We start from the raw sequence: 19720 nt of genomic DNA, 5'->3' as shown, positions 1-19720 counted from the left end.
CGCGGGCGCCGGAATGCGCGGTGCGGGGCCGGACGCCGTTGGAGGGGCCTCAGCGGCGGCGGGCTTCGGGCCGGCCGCGTCCCGGGCGAGCAGGTCGAGGGCGAGTGCGGCCGTCCAGCTGAAGCCGCGGGCACCACGGCCCTGCCCGGTGTACGGGTCGAGGTACTCCGCGAAGCCGCTGGCCGCAGCGGCGTGCAGCACCTCGGCGGCCAGCGCGTCGGCGCGCGCGTCCTCGCCGTGCTGGCGAAGTCCGCGCTCCAGGAGCCAGTTGACGTTGAACCAGGCCGGACCGCGCCAGTAGCGGTGCCGGTCGAACGCCGCGCCGCGCAGGTCGTAACTGGGCAGCAGCCGCACGGCCGTGCCCAGTCCGTAGTGCTCGCCCGAGACCGTGCGCAGCAGCGTCCGCACGATGGGGCGGGGCAGCTGCGGGGCCACCAGCGGCAGCAGCCCGGCGGCGCTGCGCTCGGCCACCAGCCGCCCGGCCTGTCCGTCCCGCGCCGCCCGGCCACCGGATGCCGCGCGCAGGTCGCGGCAGAGGAACTGCCCGGCCTCGGGCGACCACAGCCGCTCCACCAGCGCCTCGGTCAGCGCCGCGGCCCGCTGCCGGTGCGGTTCCGCTTCCCCGTCCAGCGCCTCGGCGATTTGGGCCAGCGCGTACTCGGCGGCGATGAACAGGGCGTTGAACCCGGGGTCCTCGACGGCGAAGGAGTGCGGAGCCTCGGCGTCGCGGTAGCCGTGGTCGCGGTACTCGGCGGCCAGCCGCACATAGCGCCGGTAGTCCAGATCGGTGGGCCGGTCGGCCGCCGATCCGTGCACCAGGTCGGCGCGCCGGAACGAACCGGCCGCCGCGGGCTCGACGCGGGCCAGCGGGCCGTCCCAGCACGGGCTGTTGTCCATCCCCGGCTCCCAGGGGTGCACCACGGCCGCCAGCCCGTGCCCGCCCAGGTCGCGGTGGTCGGCCAGATAGCGGTGCCAGGCCACCAGCCGCGGATACACCCGGGCCAGAAAGCCGCGCCGTGCCGAGGTGTCCGGATCGGCGCTGTGCACCAGCCAGGCGGCCAGCGCGTGCACCGGCGGCTGCACCACACCGGACGTCTCGGTCGTGCGCGGCGCACCGGCCGCGGCGCCCGCCGAGGAGGAGCGCCAGAAGTCCGGGCTGGGGAAGTACGCGTCCAGCGGCACCGTGCGGTTGAAGACGATGTGCGGCACGCGTCCGTCGTCCCACTGCGCGGCCAGCAGCGTCTCCACCTCCTGCTGTGCCCGCACGGGGGAGAGGTGGCGCAGCCCGATGGCGATGAAGGCCGAATCCCAGCTCCACTGGTGCGGATACAGCTGGTGGGACGGCACGGTCGAGCTGCCGGTCCAGTTGCCGAGCAGCACCTGGCAGGCGGCGCGGCGCAGGTCACCGCCGGTCCCGGCCCGTTGCGACGGCTCCGGGGCGCGGGGCGCCGCGGAGGGGGAGGCGGTGGCGGTCGGCGCTGCGGGAAGCGTCACCGTACCGTCCCTCCCGCGCGGGCGGCGAGGAACGGCGGTATGGAGGCGAGGGCCTCAGCCGGTTCCGCCTCCGGCGCCAGCCGGCACTCCACGGCCAGGTACCCGTCGTAACCGGCGCTGTCCAGGGACCCCAGCCACGCGGACCAGTCCAGGTGCCCGGCGCCCGGCTGGTACCGGTTGGAGTCGCTGACCTGCGCGTGCCCGATGTACGGGGCCGCCGCCAGGATCGCGGCCGGTGGGTCGGCCTCCTCGATGTTCATGTGGTAGCTGTCGATCCCGATGCGGACGGAGTCCAGGCCGACGGTGCGGATCAGCTCCGCCGCCTGCTCCAGCCGGTTGACCATGTGGTCCTCGTAGCGGTTCAGCGGCTCCAGGAAGAGGGTGACCCCCTCGGCGCGGGCGTGCTCGCCCAGCCTCGTCAGCCCGTCGAGGAGCACGTCGCGGTCCTGCTCCGCGCTGCGGGGCGGGGTGAAGGGCGGCAGCCGGCGCGAGAACATCCCGTACGAGGCGGGGGTCTGCGCCCCTACGCCGCCCAGCTCGGCGATGACCGAGAGCTGGGAGGTCAACTGGGCGAGCGCGTCGCGGCGCAGGTCCGCTTCGAAGGCTGCGAAGAAGTGCAGCATGTCCACGCAGACCGTCGGCATCACCACACCGTCCGCCTTGGCCCGGCGCAGCTCGGGCAGCCGGTCGCGGAAGTGGAAGTCGCCCTTGCCGCGCAGTTCGATGCCGTCGTACCCGGCCTCCTGGGCGAACTCCCACTTGTGCTGCAGGGTTTCGCCCGGGAGCAGCTGCTCCTGGCAGGCCGTCTTGAACATGGTTCGCCTTTCGGAAGGTCGGAGGGTGCTGCCGGTGAGCTCGGTGCCGAACGCCGAAGGGTCCGGCCGAAGGGGCGTCAGAACTCCAGCACCACCTGCAACGCGTCCTGGGGCCGCTCGTCCAGCAGCACATACGCGTTCGCGGCGTCGGCCACCGGCACCACATGGCTGACCAGCGAGGCGACATCCACCCGGCCCTCGGCCACCAGCCGCAGGAAGGTCCGCTGCAACCGCTCGACGGTCCACCGGCCGGAGAGGGCCTGCGGGACGCCGCCGATCTGGGAGCAGACGAGCTGGGCGCGGTTGTGGTGGAACTCGTCGCCGAGCCGCAGTCCGGCCCCGTCGCCCTGGTAGAAGCCGGAGGCGACCACGCGCCCGCCGACCGCGACCGACCGCAGCGCCTCGTGCAGTGCGGGGTAGGCACCGCTGATCTCGATCGCCGCGTCGGCGCCGCGCCCGTCCGTCGTCTCGCGGATCCGCTCCGCGACGCTGTCGGTGCGGGCGTTGAGCAGCTGGTCGGCGCCGTGGCGCTGCGCGTGCTCCAGCCGTACGTCCAGCGCGTCGACGGCCGTCACGCGGGCACCGTTGAGCCGGGCGAGCCGGGTGGCCAGCAGACCGATGACGCCCTGGCCGAAGACGGCGATGTCCTCGCCGAGGTGGATGTCGGCGCCGAGGACGGCGTTGTAGGCGATGGCGCCGACCCGCGCGAACGCTCCGGCCAGCGGGTCGAGCCCGTCGGGCAGGGTGTGCCCGGCCATCCGCTCGGCGGGGACGATGCCTTCGCTGCGGTGGCCCCAGATGCCCCACACCAGGTCGCCCGCGCGGGGGATGCCGGGCGTGTCGGCCAACTCGGGCGACACCTCGGTGACTTCGCCGACCTCCGAGTAGCCCCAGCCCGTCACCGGGTACGCGATGCCCGCCGCGCCCTCCCGGAAGAGCCGTGCCTCCGGGTCCCAGGTGCGGGTGAGGTAGGGGTTCGTTCCCCGGTACGCGGTCAGTTCCGTGCCTGCCGATATGCCCGAATAGCGGGTGCGGACGCGCAGGTGGCCGGGCGGCAGCGGTGCGCTCTCCTGCTCTGCCACCTCAACCGCTCGCGGGCCGGTGAACTGGACAACTCGCTCCACAAGGGACTCCGAACGGCTCGGCGGCGGCGGTTTCGTAGAAGATACATCGGAGTTACGTCTTGTGAACAGACAGAACTGGTGTTGAGATGCGTAACTCACACGCTGAATTCATGGCGAACCGACGTCGGAACCGAGGGTGAGGCATGCAGAGGTGGATGCGGCGGTCGAGGGTGGCCGCGGCCGGGCTCGCCGGAGTGCTCGGGGCGGCTCTCCTGGCCGGCTGCTCCGGAAGTGCTGCGGCAGGTCCGGACAAACCTGACAAAAAGCTCACGGTGTGGACCCTGGAGAACCTGCCGGCCCGCATGGCGGCCACCAAGAAGATCGTCTCCCGCTATGAACGCAGGAGCGGCGTCCAGGTCAAGCTCGTCGGCGTCGACGAGGGACAGCTGCCGCAGCTGATCATGTCGGCCGCCGCCGCGGGCGACCTCCCCGATGTGATCGGCGCGCTTCCGCTCGGGCAGGTGTGGCAGATGTACGAGAACGACCTGCTCAACACCGAGATCCCGGCACAGGTCGTCAAGAAGCTCGGCCCCGGCACCTTCAACGCCAACGCGCTGCGGCTCACCGCCGACGGCAGCACCCGGCTGACGGTCCCCTCCGACGCCTGGCTCCAGCTGCTCGTCTACCGCAAGGACCTGTTCAAGAAGGCGGGCCTTGAGCCCCCCACCAGCTACGCCACCATGACGAAGGCCGCCAGGAAGCTCGACAAGGGCCGGATGGACGGCATCTCGCTGGCCACCGACCCGGGCGACGCCTTCACCCAGCAGAGCTTCGAGAACCTGGCGCTGGCCAACGACTGCCAACTGATCACCAAGGGTGAGGTGGCGCTCGACTCGCCGGCCTGCCGCCGGGCCTTCGCCACCTACCGGACGCTCGCCCGCGATCATGGCCCGGTGGGCACCCAGACGGTCGACTCCACCCGCGCCACCTACTTCGCGGGCCGCTCACCCATGGTGATGTGGTCCTCCTTCCTGCTGGACGAGCTGGCCGGGGAGCGCGCCGACGCCCGCCCCAGCTGCCCCCGGTGCAAGGACGACCCCGGCTTCCTCGCCGAGCACAGCGGGATCACCACCGCGCTCAAGGGCCCGGACGCGGCCAAGGCCGGCCAGTTCGGTGAGATCACGTCCTGGACGGTGACCAGGACCGCCGAGACGGCGGCCTCCCGCGGCTTCGTCGAGTACATGATGGGCACCGGGTACCAGGACTGGTTCGGCATGGCACCCGAGGGCAAGATCCCGGTCCGGCAGGGCACCGCCGAGGACCCGCGCAAGTACACCCGCGCATGGCGTGGCAGCAGGCTCGGGGTCGAGGCCACCCACCGCAAGCGGCTCGATGAGATCTACCCCGACAAGCTGCTGGAGGAGCTGACCGAGGGCGTCGGCCATCTGCGCCGCTGGGGCATCGCCGAGGGCGAGGGCGCGCTGGTCGGCGCCACCAACGGCGAGCTGCCCGTCGCCAAGGCCGTCGGTGAGCTGGCCGCAGGGCAGACGGGACCCGATGAGACGGCCCGCGCGGTCGACGAGGAAGTCGGCGCACTGCGGAGGTCCCTGCGATGAGCACCACATCCCCCACTCCGTCGAGCGCAGCGCCCGCGCCGGCCGACAGCGTCGGCGCAACGGACGGCGGGCGCAAGAGGCGTGGACCGGGCTCCCGCCGCCCCGACCGCCGCCCGCTGACCGGCGCCGCACGGGAGAACCGGGCCGGACTGGCCTTCGTCACGCCCACCTTTCTCGTCGTCCTCGTGGTCGTCGTCCTGCCGATCCTCTGGACGGTGCTGCTCGCCTTCCAGCGCGCCCGGCTGGTGGACATCCAGAGCATGGGCCTGTTCGGCAACTGGTCGCTGCACAACTTCACCGGCATCCTCACCTCGCCCGGGTTCTGGACCAGCCTGTGGACGACCCTGCTGTACACCGTCGGCTCCACCGCGGGCTCCGTCGTCCTCGGACTGGTCGCCGCTCTCGCGCTGCGCAGACCGTTTCGCGGCCGCGGTCTGCTGCGTGGCTCCATGCTGCTGCCGTACGTGGCGCCAGTGGTGGCCGCCGCCTTCGTGTGGCAGATCGCGCTCAGTCCGCAGTTCGGGATCGTCAACGAGTGGGGCGGCAAGCTGCTGGGCTGGGACGACCCCATCGCCTTCCTCTCCACCCGCTCCTACGAGGTCTCCCTGCTCGGGCTGCACTTCGATGTGCCGCTGGCGCTGCTGACCGTCATCGCCTTCGAGACCTGGCGCTACTTCCCGTTCGCCTTCCTCTTCCTGCTGGCCCGCCTCCAGGCGGTCCCCGACGTCCTGGAGGAAGCCGCCACGGTCGACGGCGCCACGCCCACCCAGCGCTTCCGCCACGTCCTGCTGCCCCAGCTGATGCCGGTCATCGCGCTGCTGTGCGTCCTGCGCTTCATCATGACGTTCAACAAGTTCGACGACATCTACCTGCTCACCGGCGGCGGCTCCGGCACCGACGTGGTGGCCGTACGGGTCTACGACTTCCTCACGGCACGCTTCGACGTGGGTGCCGCCGCGGCCCAGGCGCTGGTGCTCGCCGTCGTACTGATGGCGCTGCTGGGCGTGTACTTCAAGTTCTTCGCCAAGAAGGTCGAGGAGGAGGCGTGATGAGCGGTGTCCGAACCTCCCTGCCGAGCCGCGCGCAGTTCGAGGAGCGGCTCTTCGGGGTGCTCCGGCGGGTGGTGATCGCCTTCCTGGCGCTGATCACCCTGCTGCCCTTCTGCTACATGCTGCTGCTGTCGGTGAAACCCATCGACGCGCTGCTGCTGAACCCGGGCCAACTGTGGGTCAGTGCCGAGGACTTCACCCTCAGCACCTACGAGGAGGTGCTGAAGCCCACCTCCGAGGGCGGCCAGGGCTTTGTGCACATGCTCGCCAACTCCGCGCTCGTCTCCCTCGGCGCTGTGGTGCTGACCCTGCTCGCCGCCATTCCCGGCGCCTACGCGGTCAGCCGGCTGAAGTTCTTCGGCAACAGGCAGGTGAGCGTCCTCTTCCTCGCGGTCTATCTCTTCCCGGCGACGCTGCTGGCCGTGCCGCTGTTCGTGATGTTCGCCAAGATGGGGCTCCAGGGCAGCCTGGTCGGGCTCGCCATCGTCTACATCGCGCAGACCGTGCCGGTGTCGATCTACATGATGAAGAACTACTTCGTCACCATTCCCTACTCCATCGAGGAGGCGGCGGCCCTCGACGGCTGCACCCGGTTGCAGACGGTGCGCAAGGTGGTCCTGCCGCTGGCCGCGCCCTCGTTGATGGCGACCGGGCTCTATGTCTTCATGATCGCCTGGAACGAGTTCCTCTTCGCGCTGCTCTTCCTGGCCGCGCAGCCGGAGAAGTGGACGGTCTCGCTCGGCCTGCAGCAGCTCGCCAACGGTGTCGAGGTCTCCAAGACGGTGCTGATGGCAGGATCGGTGGTGTTGACCATTCCCGTCGTCGGGCTGTTCTTCGCCGCGGAACGGCTCCTGACCGAGGGCCTGACCAGCGGTGCGGACAAGAGCTGAGGAGAGCATGACCGGTACCACCGGCAACCAGTCGAGCGCGGGCCATCTGCTGCAGCTCATCCGAAACGGCCGGGCCACCACCCGCGGTGCCCTGCAGCAGGCCACCGGACTGTCCAGGTCCACCGTCGGACACCGGCTCGACCAGCTCTTCGCGGCGGGCTGGCTGCGCGAGGGCGAGGCTCGGCCGACAGCGGGCTCCACCGGCGGCCGGCCCTCGGCACGTCTGGAGTTCGACACCGGGCACGCCGCGGTGCTCGCCGCCGACCTCGGTACCCGGCACGCCGCCGTGGGCCTGCTCGACCTCGCCGGGAACGTGCTGGCCGAACGCTCGGGCGAGATGGTCATAGGCGATGGACCCGACCAGGTGCTCGACCGGCTCGGGCAGTGGTTCGCCGGGCTGCTCAAGGAGCAGGGCACCGACCCCTCCCGGGTCTGCGGCATCGGTCTGTCGGTCCCCGGGCCGGTCGATTACGACTCCGGACTGGTCATCCAGCCGCCGATCATGCCCGGCTGGGACGGCTACCCGCTGCGCGAGCGGATGCAGGAGGCGTACGCGGCACATGTGCGGGCGGGAGCGCCCGTACCCGTGCTCGTCGACAACGACGCCAACCTCATGGCCTACGCCGAACAGCGCGTCGGCCATCCCGACTGTGCGGCCTTCCTGCTGATCAAGGTGGCCACCGGTATCGGTGCGGGCGTCGTCGTGGACGGGCAGCCCTACCGCGGCATCGACGGCGGCGCCGGCGACATCGGCCACATCCGGCTGCACGACTGCCAGGACGCGCTGTGCATGTGCGGCAACTACGGCTGCCTCGCCGCCGTCGCCAGCGGGCGCGCGCTGGCCAAGCAGCTCACCGCCGCCGGTGTGCCCACCACCTCCGGCTCCGGCGTCCGCGAGCACCTCGCCTCGGGCCGGCCCGAGGCGGTCCGGCTGGCCCGTGAGGCCGGGCGCCGGGTGGGGGAGGTGCTGGTGACCGTGGTCACGCTGCTCAACCCCGGGGTGCTGATGATCGCCGGTGACCTGGCCGGTACCCCGTTCCTGACCGGCGTACGGGAGCTGCTGTACCAGCGCGCCATGCCCCGCACCACGGCCCACCTCAACGTGGTCACCTCGCGGCTGGGCGAGCGGGCCGGTCTGATCGGCGCCGCCGCCATGGTCGTGGAGGACCGCTACGCCCCCGACCGCGCCGATGCCCGACTGGCCGCGTCGGCACGGTGACCGCCGCCGCCCCCACGCGTTCGCAGGAGACAGCACCATGACCGCACCCTGGACCGGCCCGGCGATACGCGTCGGGCTCGTCGGTGCCGGGCCGTGGGCCCGCACCATGCACGCCCGGATGCTCGCCGCCGGGCCGGAGACCGAGCTGACCGCCGTCTGGGCACGCAGGCCGGAGGCCGCCGCCCAGGTCGCCGTGGAACACGGCGCGAAGACCGCGGCCTGTCTCGACGAGCTCTTCGAGAGGTGCGAGGCCGTCGCCTTCGCCGTGCCCCCCGCCGTCCAGGCCCAGCTGGCGCCCCGCGCCGCCCGTGCGGGGCGGGCGCTGCTGCTGGAAAAACCGCTGGGGCCCGACCTTGCCGCCGCCCGCGCCGTCGCCGACGCGGTCGCGGACAGCGGCGTCGTCTCCCAGCTGGTGCTGACCAAGCGCTACCACCCGGCCACCCGGCACTTCCTCGCCCGGGCCCGTGGGATGACGGTCACCGGAGCCCGCTCCTGCTATCTGCACGGCGCCTTCCTCGGCGGCGACCAGGCCACGGCCTGGCGGCTGGAGCACGGCGCCCTGCTCGACCTGGGCCCGCACCTGCTCGACCTGCTCGACCTCGCGGTCGGCCCCGTCACCGCCGTGCACGGCACCGGCGATCCGCGCCGCTGGACGGAGCTGACGTGCGAGCACGAGAACGGCGCCGTCAGTCAGGCGTCACTCTCCGGCGCGGTCGCGCTGCCCCGGGCCCGTACCAGGGTGGAGCTGTACGGACCCGAGGGGGAGCTGGTCCACGACACCGCCGACCTCGATCACGAGGAGTGCTGGCCGGTGCTCCGCCGCGAGTTCGCGACCGCCGTACGGAGTGGCTCCGCCGGGCCTGTCGACGCGCAACGCGGATTGCGGCTCCAGCAGTTGCTGGACCAAGCGCTTCGGTAGCCCGGCACGGTGGGCAAGCTCGGCAGAGGGAGACAGGGGCAGCCCCTCACCGCAGCACCTCCGGATCCACCTCCCGCAGCTCACCGTCCAGCTCCAGCCACCGGGTGATGCCCAACTCGTGGAGGAACGGGACGTCATGGCTGGCGACGATCAGCGCGCCCTCGTACGCGGCGAGCGCCTCCCGCAGTTGCCGGACGCTGGAGAGGTCCAGATTGTTGGTCGGCTCGTCCAGCATCAGCAACTGGGGACCGGGCTCGGTCAGCATCACCGCGGCGAGCGTCGCGCGGAAGCGCTCGCCGCCGGAGAGCGTGCCCACCGCGCGGTCGGCGTGCCGACCGCGGAAGAGGAACCGGGCCAGCCGCGAGCGGATCTGCTGGTTGGTCGCCTCCGGGGCGAGCGCGGCGACGTTCTCGACGAGCGACAGCGCGTCATCGAGCACATCCAGCCGCTGGGGGAGGTGGCGCAGCGGCACGTGGGTGCGCACCTCGCCCGCCGTCGGTGCCGGCTGACCGGTGATCGTACGCAGCAGCGTGGTCTTGCCCGCACCGTTGGAGCCGACGAGGGCGATCCGGTCGGGGCCGTGCACATCCAGCGTGACGCGGGCGCCGTTGCGCAGTTCCACGTCGTCCAGCTCCAGCACCTTCCGTCCGCGCGGTACCGCGGTGAACGGCAGTTCGATACGGATCTCGTCGTCCTCCCGGACCCGCTCGGCCGCCTCCTCCAGCCGCTCCTTCGCCTCTTCGAGGCGCTGCTCGTGCAGAATGCGGTGCTTGCCCGCCGACTCCTGCGCCTTCCGCTTGCGCGCTCCCATCAGGATCTTCGGCTCGCTCCTACTGGCCTGGACCTTGTTGCCGTACCGGGCGCGCCGGGCCAGCTTGGTGCGCGCCTCGGACAGTTCGCGCTGCTGCCGCCGCACGTCGGTCTCGGCCGCGCGTACCATCCGTTCGGCCGCCTGCTGCTCGGCGGCGACGGCCTCCTCGTACGCCGCCAGATTGCCGCCGTACCACACGACCTCGCCGCCGCGCAGATCGGCGATCCGATCGACCAGCGCGAGCAGTTCACGGTCATGGCTGACCACCACGAGCACGCCGTTGAAAGAGGCGACCGCGTCGTGGAGCCGCCGCCGGGCGGCCCGGTCGAGGTTGTTGGTGGGCTCGTCCAGCAGCAGGACGTCCGGCCGGGCCAGCAGCAGCGCGGCCAGGCGCAGCAGCACCGACTCGCCGCCGGACACCTCGCCGATGGTGCGATCGAGCTCCACATGGGCGAGGCCGAGCTGGTCCAGCGTCGCCCGGGCACGCTCCTCGACATCCCAGTCGTCGCCGACGGCGGTGAACTGCTCCTCGCTGACGTCACCCGCCTCGATGGCGTGCAGCGCGGCCCTGGCACCTGAGATGCCCAGCGCCTCGTCCACCCGCAGGGCGGTGTCGAGGGTGAGGTCCTGCGGCAGACAGCCGACCTCGCCCAGGGCGCTGACGCTTCCCGCGTCCGGCCGCAGCTCGCCCGCGAGCAGCTTCAACAGGGTGGACTTGCCACTGCCGTTGAGCCCGATCAGGCCGGTACGGCCGGGGCCGACGGCCAGGTCGAAGTCGGTGAAGACGGGACTGCCGTCCGGCCAGGAGAAGGACAGTCGGGAGCAGATGAGAGAGGGGGAGTGGGCAGGGGTGGTCACAGGGCCTCCTGGTCGTCTCGCGGTGGGGGATGAACAACGCGGGAGACACCGGGCCCCGGGCGGCTACACCTGGGGACGGAGATCAGAAAGGAGAAGAGGGGCGCAGATCGCCGGCCGACTCGCTTCCGAGGTCACACTCGTGGCACACAGACAGGGCACACGGTGTCTCAGACCTCAGATACGCAACGGCCTCTCCTGACGACGACAACAGAGTCATCGAGGACGATACGCCCGTATTTCTGCGGCCCGCAACTCTTTTTCCGCGCGCCGCGGTGTGCTGTGCTGCGGGCATGGTCCGTACCAGTCATCCCAGTCCCGGTTCCGGCCCGAGCCGCTGTCCGACGGTTCCGCTCCGGCCGCTGGAGATCCCCGCGCAGCAGGCCGAGGACCGCGCCAGGTCCTTCTACGAGATCATGTCCCGCCGCCGCACCGTCCGCGACTTCGACAGCCGCCCCGTCCCCGAAGCCGTCCTGGAGTGGGCGGTCCGTACCGCCGCGACCGCTCCCAGCGGGGCACACGTCCAGCCGTGGCGGTTCGTGGTGCTCACCGACCCCGACCGCAAGCGGCGGCTGCGGGCCGCCGCCGAGGAGGAGGAGCGCGAGTTCTACCGGCGGCGCGCCTCCGACGAATGGCTGGCGGCCCTCGCCCCGCTCGGCACCGACGAGCACAAGCCGTTCCTGCAGAAGGCGCCCGCCGTCATCGTGGTCTTCGAGGTGCACAAGGGCCCGCACACGCCGCGCCCCTACTACACGAAGGAGTCCGTCGGCATCGCTGTCGGCTTCCTCCTCGCCACCCTCCACCAGGCGGGCCTGGCCACCCTCACCCATACTCCCAGCCCCATGCGGTTCCTCAACGAGATCTGCGAACGCCCCGCCGAGGAACGCGGCGCCTATGTCATCCCCGTCGGCTACCCGGCCCCCGGCACCCGGGTCCCGGACCTCACCAGGAAGGAACTGGAGGAGGTGCTGGTGCGTTTGTGAGGACCCCGCCGTCACCAGGGGCCGGATCACCCGGCATACTCCCAGCGCACATCAGTGAACAACGGGAGCATGCGATGAAGAGTGCGGTACGGGGGATCGCGGGCGTGGCCTGCGTGAGCGGTCTGGTCCTCATGGTGGCGGGGTGCGGCGGCGGTTCCGAGAAGGATTCCGCGGGCGGTTCGGGCTCCGCCGACGACAAGAAGGAGCAGCCGGCCGCGGTCGGTGTCGTCAGCCGCGCCAAGGCCGAGCAGCTCGTCGACCACTACGAGAAGGTCAACAACCGGGCCAACAAGAACTCGGACCCGAAGCTGCTGTCCACCGTGGAAGGCGGAGCGGTCTTCGAACAGAGCAAGGCCGTCTACAAGATGCAGAAGAACTGGTCGGCGAAGGAGCGGGCCGACTACCGGGAGCCGTTCCACTACGTCGACCGGAAGTTCCACATCCCCCGGAAGGGCTCCGCCGACTGGTTCGCGATGGTGGCGTACTCCAAGTCACCGGGGGAGAAGAAGGGCAGGTACCCCGGCGTCCTCATCATGGAGAAGCAGAAGAGCGGCGACTGGAAGATGGTCTCCGGCAGCTACAGCGAGAGCAAGCGGCTGCCGAAGCTCGCCAAGGACAAGGACGGCTTCGTGGAGCCCGTTTCCGACACGGCGAAGAAGTCGGGAGCCATGGCACCGGACTCCCTCTCCGACTCCCTGCTGGACCTCTACACCAAGAAGGGCGCCGCCAAGAACGGCTTCCGCACCTCGAAGTCCACCGACTCGATCGGAAAGATCCCCGGCTCGCAGAACAAGCTGCTGCGCCCCTACGGTGAAGCCGTCTACAGCCGGGGCGAGGCGACCCACGAGAAGATCCACGCGCTCCGCACCGAGGACGGCGGCTCGTTCGCCGTCTTCAGCACCCAGGTACGCGAACACGACCGGGGCACCCAGGTGACCGCCACCATCCACCCGTCCGACTCGATGAAGGTCTACGTCGGCAACACCTCGGCGCCCTCCTTCTTCGTGGACTGGCTGCACATATCCAGCGCGCACATCCCGGCGAAGGGCAAGGCCGAGCTCCTCGGCACCGAGTACGAGATGACCGGCGCCGCCGCCGGCTCCGACCAGAACGGCAAGATGCCCGGCACCGACACCTGAGGTCTCCGGGCGCTTCGGGCGCTCGGGGACCGGTGCGGCTCGGTCCTTGCGGCCCTCCCGCCCGGTGCCGCCGACCGGGCTCAGCCGATCGGCGGCCCCGTCGGGCCTCCGCCGTCTCGACGGACGGAAGGGGGCCGGGTGGCCGGGACGGTCCGCGGGCCGTCAGGCCAGGCCGGCGCGGCGGAGGGCTTCGGCCATCTCGCTGTTGTTCGGCGCCGGGGCCGACGAGCCCTGGCCGCGGCGCTTGTTGCCGCCACCACCGTTGCCGCCGCCGTTGCCGCCGCCCTTGGGCGAGCCCTGGCGCTGGCGCGGGGCGCCGCCGCCCGCGGGGGCGCCGCCGCGACGGCCGCCCCGTCGGGAACCGCCACCACCGGACTCGGGCTCGTCGTCCAGCCGGAGCGTCAGCGAGATCCGCTTGCGCGCCTCGTCGACGTCCAGCACCCGCACCTTGACGATGTCGCCGGGCTTGACCACGTCGCGCGGGTCCTTCACGAACGTCTTCGACATCGCCGAGACATGCACCAGGCCGTCCTGGTGCACCCCGACGTCCACAAAGGCGCCGAACGCGGCGACATTGGTGACCACGCCCTCCAGGACCATGCCCTTGGACAGGTCGCCGAGCTTCTCGACGCCCTCCTTGAAGCTCGCCGTGCGGAACGCGGGCCGCGGGTCGCGGCCCGGCTTCTCCAGCTCGCGCAGGATGTCGGTGACCGTGGGCAGACCGAACGAGCCGTTGACGAACTCCTTCGGGTCCAGCGCGCGCAGCACCTTCGCGTTGCCGATCAGCGTCGGCACATCGGTGCCCGCCTTCGTCACCATGTCCCGCACGACCGGGTACGCCTCCGGGTGCACCGCCGAGCCGTCCAGCGGGTCGTCACCGCCGCGGATCCGCAGGAAGCCCGCGCACTGCTCGAACGCCTTGGGACCGAGCCGTGCGACGTCCTTGAGCTCCTGACGGCTCTTGAACGGGCCGTTGGCGTCGCGGTGCGCGACGATGTTCTCCGCCAGCACCGAGCCGATGCCCGAGACGCGGGAGAGCAGCGGTGCCGAGGCCGTGTTGACGTCCACCCCGACGCCGTTCACGCAGTCCTCCACCACGGCGTCCAGCGAGCGCGAGAGCTTCACCTCGGACAGGTCGTGCTGGTACTGCCCCACGCCGATCGACTTGGGGTCGATCTTCACCAGCTCGGCCAGCGGGTCCTGCAGCCGGCGGGCGATGGAGACGGCGCCGCGCAGCGACACATCCAGCTCGGGCAGTTCCTGCGAGGCGTAGGCCGAGGCCGAGTAGACGGAGGCGCCCGCCTCCGAGACCATCACCTTCGTCAGCTTCAGCTCCGGCTTGGCCGCGATGAGTTCGCCCGCGAGCTTGTCGGTCTCGCGGGACGCCGTGCCGTTGCCGATCGCGACGAGCTCCACCTTGTGCGCCTCGGCGAGCGCCGCCAGCTTCGCCAGCGACTGGTCCCACTGCTTCTGCGGGGCGTGCGGGTAGATGGTGTCCGTGGCGGCCACCTTGCCCGTCGCGTCGATCACGGCCACCTTCACGCCCGTCCGCAGTCCCGGGTCCAGACCGAGGGTCGCACGGGTGCCTGCGGGCGCGGCCAGCAGCAGATCGCGCAGGTTGGCCGCGAAGACCCGCACCGCCTCGTCCTCGGCCGCCGTCCGCAGCCGGGTGCGCAGGTCGATCCCCAGATGCACCAGGACGCGCGTACGCCACGCCCAGCGCACCGTCTCGGCCAGCCAGGCGTCGGCCGGGCGGCCCTCGTCGCGCACCCCGAAGCGGTGGGCGATGGAGCGCTCGTAGGAGCTCGGCCCCTCCTGCACCGTGCTCTGCGCACCGGCCGGCTCGGGCTCCATGGTGAGGTCGAGGACTTCTTCCTTCTCGCCGCGCAGCATCGCCAGGACCCGGTGCGAGGGCAGCTCGGTGAAGCCCTCGGAGAAGTCGAAGTAGTCGGCGAACTTGGCGCCCTGCTCCTCCTTGCCCTCCCGCACCTTGGCCGCCAGCCGGCCCTGCTCCCACATGCGCTCACGCAGCTCGCCGATCAGGTCGGCGTCCTCGCTGAAGCGCTCGGCCAGGATCGCGCGCGCACCCTCCAGAGCGGCGGCGGTGTCCGCGACGCCCTTGTCCGCGTCGACGAACGCGGCAGCCGCGGCGGACGGCTCCACCGTCGGGTCGGCGAGCAGGCCCTCGGCCAGTGGTTCGAGACCGGCCTCGCGGGCGATCTGCGCCTTGGTGCGCCGCTTGGGCTTGTACGGCAGGTAGATGTCCTCCAGGCGCGCCTTGGAGTCGGCGGCGCGGATCTGCTCCGCCAGCTCGTCGGTGAGCTTGCCCTGCCCGCGTACGGATTCCAGGATCGACTCGCGCCGCTCCTCCAGCTCCCGCAGATAGCGCAGCCGCTCCTCCAGGGAGCGCAGCTGCGCGTCGTCGAGCGTCTCGGTCGCTTCCTTGCGGTAGCGCGCGATGAACGGCACGGTCGACCCGCCGTCGAGCAGCTCGACAGCGGCGCGGACCTGCCGCTCGCGTACGCCGAGTTCCTCGGCGATCCTGCCTTCGATGGTCGTCGTCACGATGGTTCGTTCCGCCTTCTCGGTGCTGTGGTCCCCCGGTAGGCATGCATTGTGGCAGGCGGGTCGGACAGCCCCGCGCAGGCGGGCGCGACGGCGGGCCCCCGCCGGGGGCGCCGGCCTGTCGTAGCGATGCCGGTCAGCCCTTGCTGATCAGATCGGCGGGGAACGCGCCCGCCTCGGTCGCCGTCCGGGCGAAGCCGCCCGCCAGCTCCGTCAGCCGCGCCACGCCCTCGGCGCCCAGCAGCTCGTAGGGCCGACGGTCCAGCCGGTCGGTCTCCGCCTCCAGGTGCTTGCGCAGCTCCACGCCCTGCTCGGTCAGCTCTCCGTCGGCGTCCAGCAGTCCGCGCCCGGTCAGCCGCTGCTGTGCCGCCGCCCAGTCCCGCTCGTTGTAGCCGCGGGTACTCATCACCCACTTGGGGTTCATTCCGCGCCCGCTGGCGGTGTGGCTCACCACGGCCTCCAACGCGTCCAGTTCGGCGTTCTGCAGGGCCGCTATGTGGCCGTCCCCGCGGTGCTCGCGCAGCAGAGTCGCCGCGTGCCACAGCGCCAGGTGCGGCGACTGGTCCACCGGTGGCACGGGCAGGTCCGCGTTGGCGGAGTGCAGCGGGCGCCCGGAGCGGGTGCAGCCCTCGGCGGCGCACAGCGCCAGCCGCGCGGCCTCCGTCATCTCCGCGGAGCGCACGGCCTCCTCGCCCAGCAGGTCGCGCAGTGTCGTGTCGACGGCGCGCAGCCGTGCGGCCAGTACGGTCTCCGGCGACGCGGCGTCCCACACCTCGGGGACGAACCGGGCGACCAGCGCGTGGCTGTAGTTGTAGAAGGTGGCCGTCACCGTGCCCGCGCCCACGGCGCCCAGCGGCGCCGACCGCGCGGCCAGATTGACCGCGTGCGGGTCGTCGATGCCGTAGGGCGAGAGCTCCTTCCCCAGCGCGGGTGAGAAGTAGAGCGCGGAGTGCAGGGCGTTCAGGGCGTTGTGGCAGCGCCGCCCGGCGCGTTCGGGAAGTGGCGTCATGCCCGTACGCTACCGCTGGGTACGTCACGCTTGAAGGCTGCGCCCCATCAAGGGCGCGGGGAACTGCGCGACAAGCCACAACGCTGCCGCAGCCCGCGGACGACAGACAGGGGGCACCCCTCAGCGGCACAAGGGAGGGCGCAGCGCTCAGCTCCGCGGCCGGCCGAAGCGCGGAGAGTCGAGTTCGTCCTCGGGCAGCACCTCAGGGTCGGCTCCATGGGCGTGATCGTGTCCGGGGCGTTCCACGATCTGTCATGGAGCTGACCGTGGCGTAAGTCTTCTGTCAAATGCCATCGATACGTGCCAACTTGCAGTCACCCGGCCAGGTCCGCCGCGCGCGGTACCACCATGCAATGCAAGTACATCTGCAAGTACATCAGGTACGGAGCAGGAGAGTGGGTGCTCAGATGGAGAGCCGCGGTGGGCAGCTGACCGGCGTTGTCGACGAGGCTCCACCGGTCGGGGAGAGAAACGAATCCCTGAGCGCGGTGCGCAGCGGGGTGGGGACGGGCGCGGTGGGTGCCGTCGCCACCGTCCTGCCGCTGCGGGAGCGGGCGGAGCGGCAGCGCAGGTCCGCGCCCAGAACACTCGGGTGCGGCCATGAGGGCTCGCCGGGGTGCGCACATTCCACCGCGCCGGGCCCCGTCCAGGGAGGGGCGTGGCGGTTCACCGCGCCGACGACCGCCTCCTCGGTGCCCCGGTTGCGGCATGCCGTGCGGGATCTGCTGGAGCGGCAGCCCGCCGGTGTTCCGGCGGAGGTGTTGCAGGGGGCGCTACTGATCCTCTCGGAACTGGTCACCAATGCCGTGCAGCACGCGGCGCTGCTGTCGCCCGAGATCGCGGTCGAGGTCGCACTGGACGGCGGATGGCTCCGGGTGGCCGTGGAGGACAGTCACCCCTACCGGCCCAAGGCGCTGGAGGCCGAGCCGTTCCGGGAGCACACCGGTGGCCGGGGCCTGCTGCTGGTCAAGACGCTCACCTTCGAGGCGGGCGGCGTCTGCGACGTGGAGCAGACCAGCACCGGTGGCAAGGTCGTGTGGGCCGCACTGCCGCTGTCCCCGGAAGCGGCGGGCGCCGATCCCCGCGCCCTGCGATGAGGGACCGGCGGCGCGGTCCTGCTCGTCCGCGGTGAGCACCGGCGTCGGTTCCTGCGCGGCGGTCACCAGCTCCCGGCGCCGCCCGTCACCTCGCGGATGGCCGGACGGGCCGCGTCCAGCACGGTCATGAACCAGGTGGAGAACGTGTCCGTCGCATGCCGCTTGTCCAGCTCGTCCCAGGTCACGAACGCGGTCTCGGCGATCTCCGCCGGGTCCGGCCGCGGCTCCTGGCGCAGCAGCCCCACGAACAGGTGGTTGAACTCCTGCTCGACCAGCCCCGAGGCCGGGTCGGGGTGGTTGTAGCGGACGGTGCCGGCCTCCCGCAGCAGCGAGGGCGCCACCCCCAACTCCTCGCCGACCCGCCGGGTGGCGGCGGTGAACGGCGGCTCACCGGGATAGGGATGGCCGCAGCAGGTGTTGGACCACACCCCCGGAGAGTGGTATTTGCCCAGCGCACGGCGCTGGAGGAGGAGTCTGCCCTCCTCGTCGAAGAGGAAGACGGAAAAGGCGCGGTGCAGCCGCCCGGGGGCCACATGGGCGGAGAGCTTCTCCGCGGTACCGATCGTCGTCCCGTCCTCGTCGACCAGTTCGAGCATGATCGGGGCCGCTGAGCTGTTCGCCATGGTGATCCTTCGGGTGGGCCTGTGGGCAGCGTGATCCAGTGTGCCGCAGGCGACGCGGTAACTCCGCATTCTGCGGGATTCTGTCTATATCGCGCACATCTGTGCCCATTGCTGTCGTTCTACGGCCTCAACCCGCCGAGGTACGAGCCTCCGGATGGCGCAGCAGCCAGCCCTCCCACGCCGAGGCGACCATCTCGCGCACCCCGCAGCGCGGCTCCCAGTCCAGCTCCTCGCGGATCCGGTCCGCCGAGGCGACCACCCGCGCAGGGTCACCGGGGCGGCGCGCGTCCACCAGGGGCGCCGGCTCCCGCCTGCCGGTGACCTCGGCGACGATCTCGGCCATCTCCCGCACGGAGACGCCCGCGCCGGTGCCGACGTTGAGCGTCAGATCGCCGCCCGCGCCCGCGCCGCCCGCCGCCAGCGCGCGGGCCGCGGTGACATGCGCCTCGGCCAGGTCCTTGACATGGATGTAGTCCCGCACACAGGTGCCGTCCGGGGTCGGATAGTCGTCGCCGAAGATCCGGGGGGCCTCGCCGCGGGTCAGCGCGTCGAAGAACATCGGAACGATGTTGGAGACCCCGCTGTCGGCCAGCTCGGGCTCCGCGGTCCCGGCGACGTTGAAGTAGCGCAGACAGGCGGTGGACAGTCCGTGCGCCCGGCCCGCCGCCCGTACCAGCCACTCGCCGGCCAGCTTGGTCTCGCCGTACGGGTTCATCGGTACCGTCGGGGTCCGCTCGGTGACCAGCTCGACGTCCGGCATGCCGTAGACGGCGGCCGAGGAGGAGAAGACGAAGCGGCCCACCCCCGCGTCGACCACCGCGCCCAGCAGGGTGACCAGGCCGTGCACGTTCTCCTCGTAGTAGGACAGCGGCTGCTCGACGGACTCGCCGACCTGCTTCTTGGCCGCGAGATGGATCACACCGCTCACGTCGTGCTCGGCGAGCACGCGGTCCAGCACCGGACGGTCCAGCACCGAGCCGCGCACCAGCGGCACCTCGGCGGGCAGCCGCTCGGCCAGCCCCGAGGAGAGGTCGTCCAGCGCGACGGCACGCTCACCGGCGGCCGTCATGGCTCGTGCGACATGCGCGCCGATGTACCCCGCGCCGCCTGTGATCAACCACGTCATGTCCTGAACCCTATCGGCCCCGGTTGTGGCGCGAGCCCATGATCCACCATGCTGGGGCGCGCGGGCGCTTCCCGGGCAACACCGGGGCGATGAACGCTCGGTGAAGGCTCCCTCCGGCGATCCGATACTCTCTGCCGACGTGCTGCCGACCCCTTGCGGGTGACGGCGCACGCTGCCCGCTGCCTCAGTTGTCCCCTCTCGCGCGGGTATGCCAGCTTCCAAGGAGTGAGTTCGTTCTGTCGACCGCCATCCTCACCGGTCCGCCGGTTGCCGGGTCGTCGCTCGAGACCGACCTGCGCTCGCTCGGTTTCGATGTGCGTGTGGCCTCCCGGCCCGCCGAGGTCAGCACCCACCTTGCCGCCGCCGCGGCGAACGAACGGCTCGCCCTGATCGACCCGCGCTTCGTCGGCCACGCCCATGCGCTGCGGCTCGCCCTGAAGGACCCC

General features: G+C 71.6%; 16 protein-coding genes and 1 pseudogene. 9 read left to right on the top strand and 8 right to left on the bottom strand.

Annotated elements, in window-relative coordinates:
* The 3 genes from KBY19_RS31820 to KBY19_RS31810 form a co-directional block, all read right to left on the bottom strand.
* A partial coding sequence (locus KBY19_RS31820; RefSeq protein ID WP_307843678.1) for a hypothetical protein occupies positions 1–1494 on the bottom strand: 1494 nt, incomplete at its 3' end.
* Positions 1491–2309: a sugar phosphate isomerase/epimerase family protein gene (locus tag KBY19_RS31815; protein WP_099885296.1), complete on the bottom strand. Its 819-nt coding sequence runs from the start codon at positions 2307–2309 to the stop codon at positions 1491–1493. The genes KBY19_RS31820 and KBY19_RS31815, both read right to left, overlap by 4 nt.
* A 77-nt stretch (positions 2310–2386) precedes the next feature.
* Positions 2387–3433: a zinc-binding alcohol dehydrogenase gene (locus KBY19_RS31810; RefSeq protein ID WP_099885297.1), complete on the bottom strand. Its 1047-nt coding sequence runs from the start codon at positions 3431–3433 to the stop codon at positions 2387–2389.
* Positions 3434–3576: 143 nt separating this feature from the next.
* Between KBY19_RS31810 and KBY19_RS31805 the strand changes: the two genes are divergently transcribed.
* From KBY19_RS31805 to KBY19_RS31785, 5 genes are read left to right on the top strand one after another with little or no spacing between them, the layout of a single operon-like run.
* On the top strand, positions 3577–4989 hold the full coding sequence (locus tag KBY19_RS31805) for an ABC transporter substrate-binding protein (RefSeq protein ID WP_210955125.1): 1413 nt from the start codon (positions 3577–3579) through the stop codon (positions 4987–4989).
* Positions 4986–6038, top strand: a complete 1053-nt coding sequence (locus tag KBY19_RS31800) for a carbohydrate ABC transporter permease (RefSeq protein WP_099885298.1) — start codon at positions 4986–4988, stop codon at positions 6036–6038. Before KBY19_RS31805 ends, KBY19_RS31800 begins: the two co-directional genes overlap by 4 nt.
* Positions 6038–6928 (top strand): carbohydrate ABC transporter permease, encoded by an 891-nt coding sequence (locus tag KBY19_RS31795; RefSeq protein ID WP_099885299.1) that lies wholly within the window; start codon positions 6038–6040, stop codon positions 6926–6928. Before KBY19_RS31800 ends, KBY19_RS31795 begins: the two co-directional genes overlap by 1 nt.
* Positions 6929–6935: 7 nt before the next feature.
* Positions 6936–8147 (top strand): ROK family transcriptional regulator, encoded by a 1212-nt coding sequence (locus KBY19_RS31790; RefSeq protein WP_185018567.1) that lies wholly within the window; start codon positions 6936–6938, stop codon positions 8145–8147.
* A gap of 37 nt (positions 8148–8184) precedes the next feature.
* Positions 8185–9066: a Gfo/Idh/MocA family protein gene (locus KBY19_RS31785; RefSeq protein WP_185018568.1), complete on the top strand. Its 882-nt coding sequence runs from the start codon at positions 8185–8187 to the stop codon at positions 9064–9066.
* A gap of 46 nt (positions 9067–9112) precedes the next feature.
* On the opposite strand, the gene KBY19_RS31780 is transcribed toward KBY19_RS31785, so the two are convergent.
* Entirely contained in the window at positions 9113–10735 is a 1623-nt protein-coding gene (locus KBY19_RS31780; protein ID WP_099885302.1) for an ABC-F family ATP-binding cassette domain-containing protein, read from the bottom strand.
* Positions 10736–11025: 290 nt separating this feature from the next.
* Between KBY19_RS31780 and KBY19_RS31775 the strand changes: the two genes are divergently transcribed.
* A complete protein-coding gene (locus KBY19_RS31775; RefSeq protein WP_099885303.1) occupies positions 11026–11715 on the top strand; it encodes a nitroreductase family protein in 690 nt (229 codons plus the stop codon).
* 74 nt (positions 11716–11789) lie between these two features.
* Complete coding sequence (locus KBY19_RS31770; protein WP_210967224.1) at positions 11790–12854, top strand: hypothetical protein; 1065 nt, start codon at positions 11790–11792, stop codon at positions 12852–12854.
* A gap of 162 nt (positions 12855–13016) precedes the next feature.
* Here KBY19_RS31770 and KBY19_RS31765 read toward each other — a convergent pair whose 3' ends face one another.
* Together KBY19_RS31765 and KBY19_RS31760 are read right to left on the bottom strand one after the other, a co-directional pair.
* A complete protein-coding gene (locus KBY19_RS31765) occupies positions 13017–15419 on the bottom strand; it encodes a Tex family protein (RefSeq protein WP_099885305.1) in 2403 nt (800 codons plus the stop codon).
* A gap of 136 nt (positions 15420–15555) precedes the next feature.
* Positions 15556–16428 carry a hypothetical protein gene (locus KBY19_RS31760; protein WP_099885306.1) on the bottom strand — a complete coding sequence of 291 codons (873 nt, stop codon included), beginning with the start codon at positions 16426–16428 and terminating at the stop codon, positions 15556–15558.
* 542 nt (positions 16429–16970) lie between these two features.
* On the opposite strand from KBY19_RS31760, the gene KBY19_RS31755 reads away from it, so the two are divergent.
* Entirely contained in the window at positions 16971–17525 is a 555-nt protein-coding gene (locus KBY19_RS31755; protein WP_099886911.1) for an ATP-binding protein, read from the top strand.
* Between the two features lie 62 nt (positions 17526–17587).
* Here the strand turns inward: KBY19_RS31755 and idi are convergent, their stop codons facing one another.
* Positions 17588–18148 carry an isopentenyl-diphosphate Delta-isomerase gene (gene idi / locus KBY19_RS31750; protein ID WP_099885307.1) on the bottom strand — a complete coding sequence of 187 codons (561 nt, stop codon included), beginning with the start codon at positions 18146–18148 and terminating at the stop codon, positions 17588–17590.
* Between the two features lie 127 nt (positions 18149–18275).
* Positions 18276–19274 carry a UDP-glucose 4-epimerase GalE gene (galE, locus tag KBY19_RS31745; protein WP_210967223.1) on the bottom strand — a complete coding sequence of 333 codons (999 nt, stop codon included), beginning with the start codon at positions 19272–19274 and terminating at the stop codon, positions 18276–18278.
* 236 nt (positions 19275–19510) lie between these two features.
* On the opposite strand from galE, the pseudogene KBY19_RS37010 reads away from it, so the two are divergent.
* Positions 19511–19720: pseudogene (locus tag KBY19_RS37010) on the top strand (CDP-alcohol phosphatidyltransferase family protein); the annotation flags it as partial.

The organism is Streptomyces sp. B15 (assembly GCF_018070605.1).
Taxonomy (GTDB): Bacteria; Actinomycetota; Actinomycetes; order Streptomycetales; family Streptomycetaceae; genus Streptomyces; species Streptomyces smyrnaeus.
Note: the sequence above shows the minus strand (reverse complement) of the source record. Positions and strands in the feature narration are given on the sequence as shown.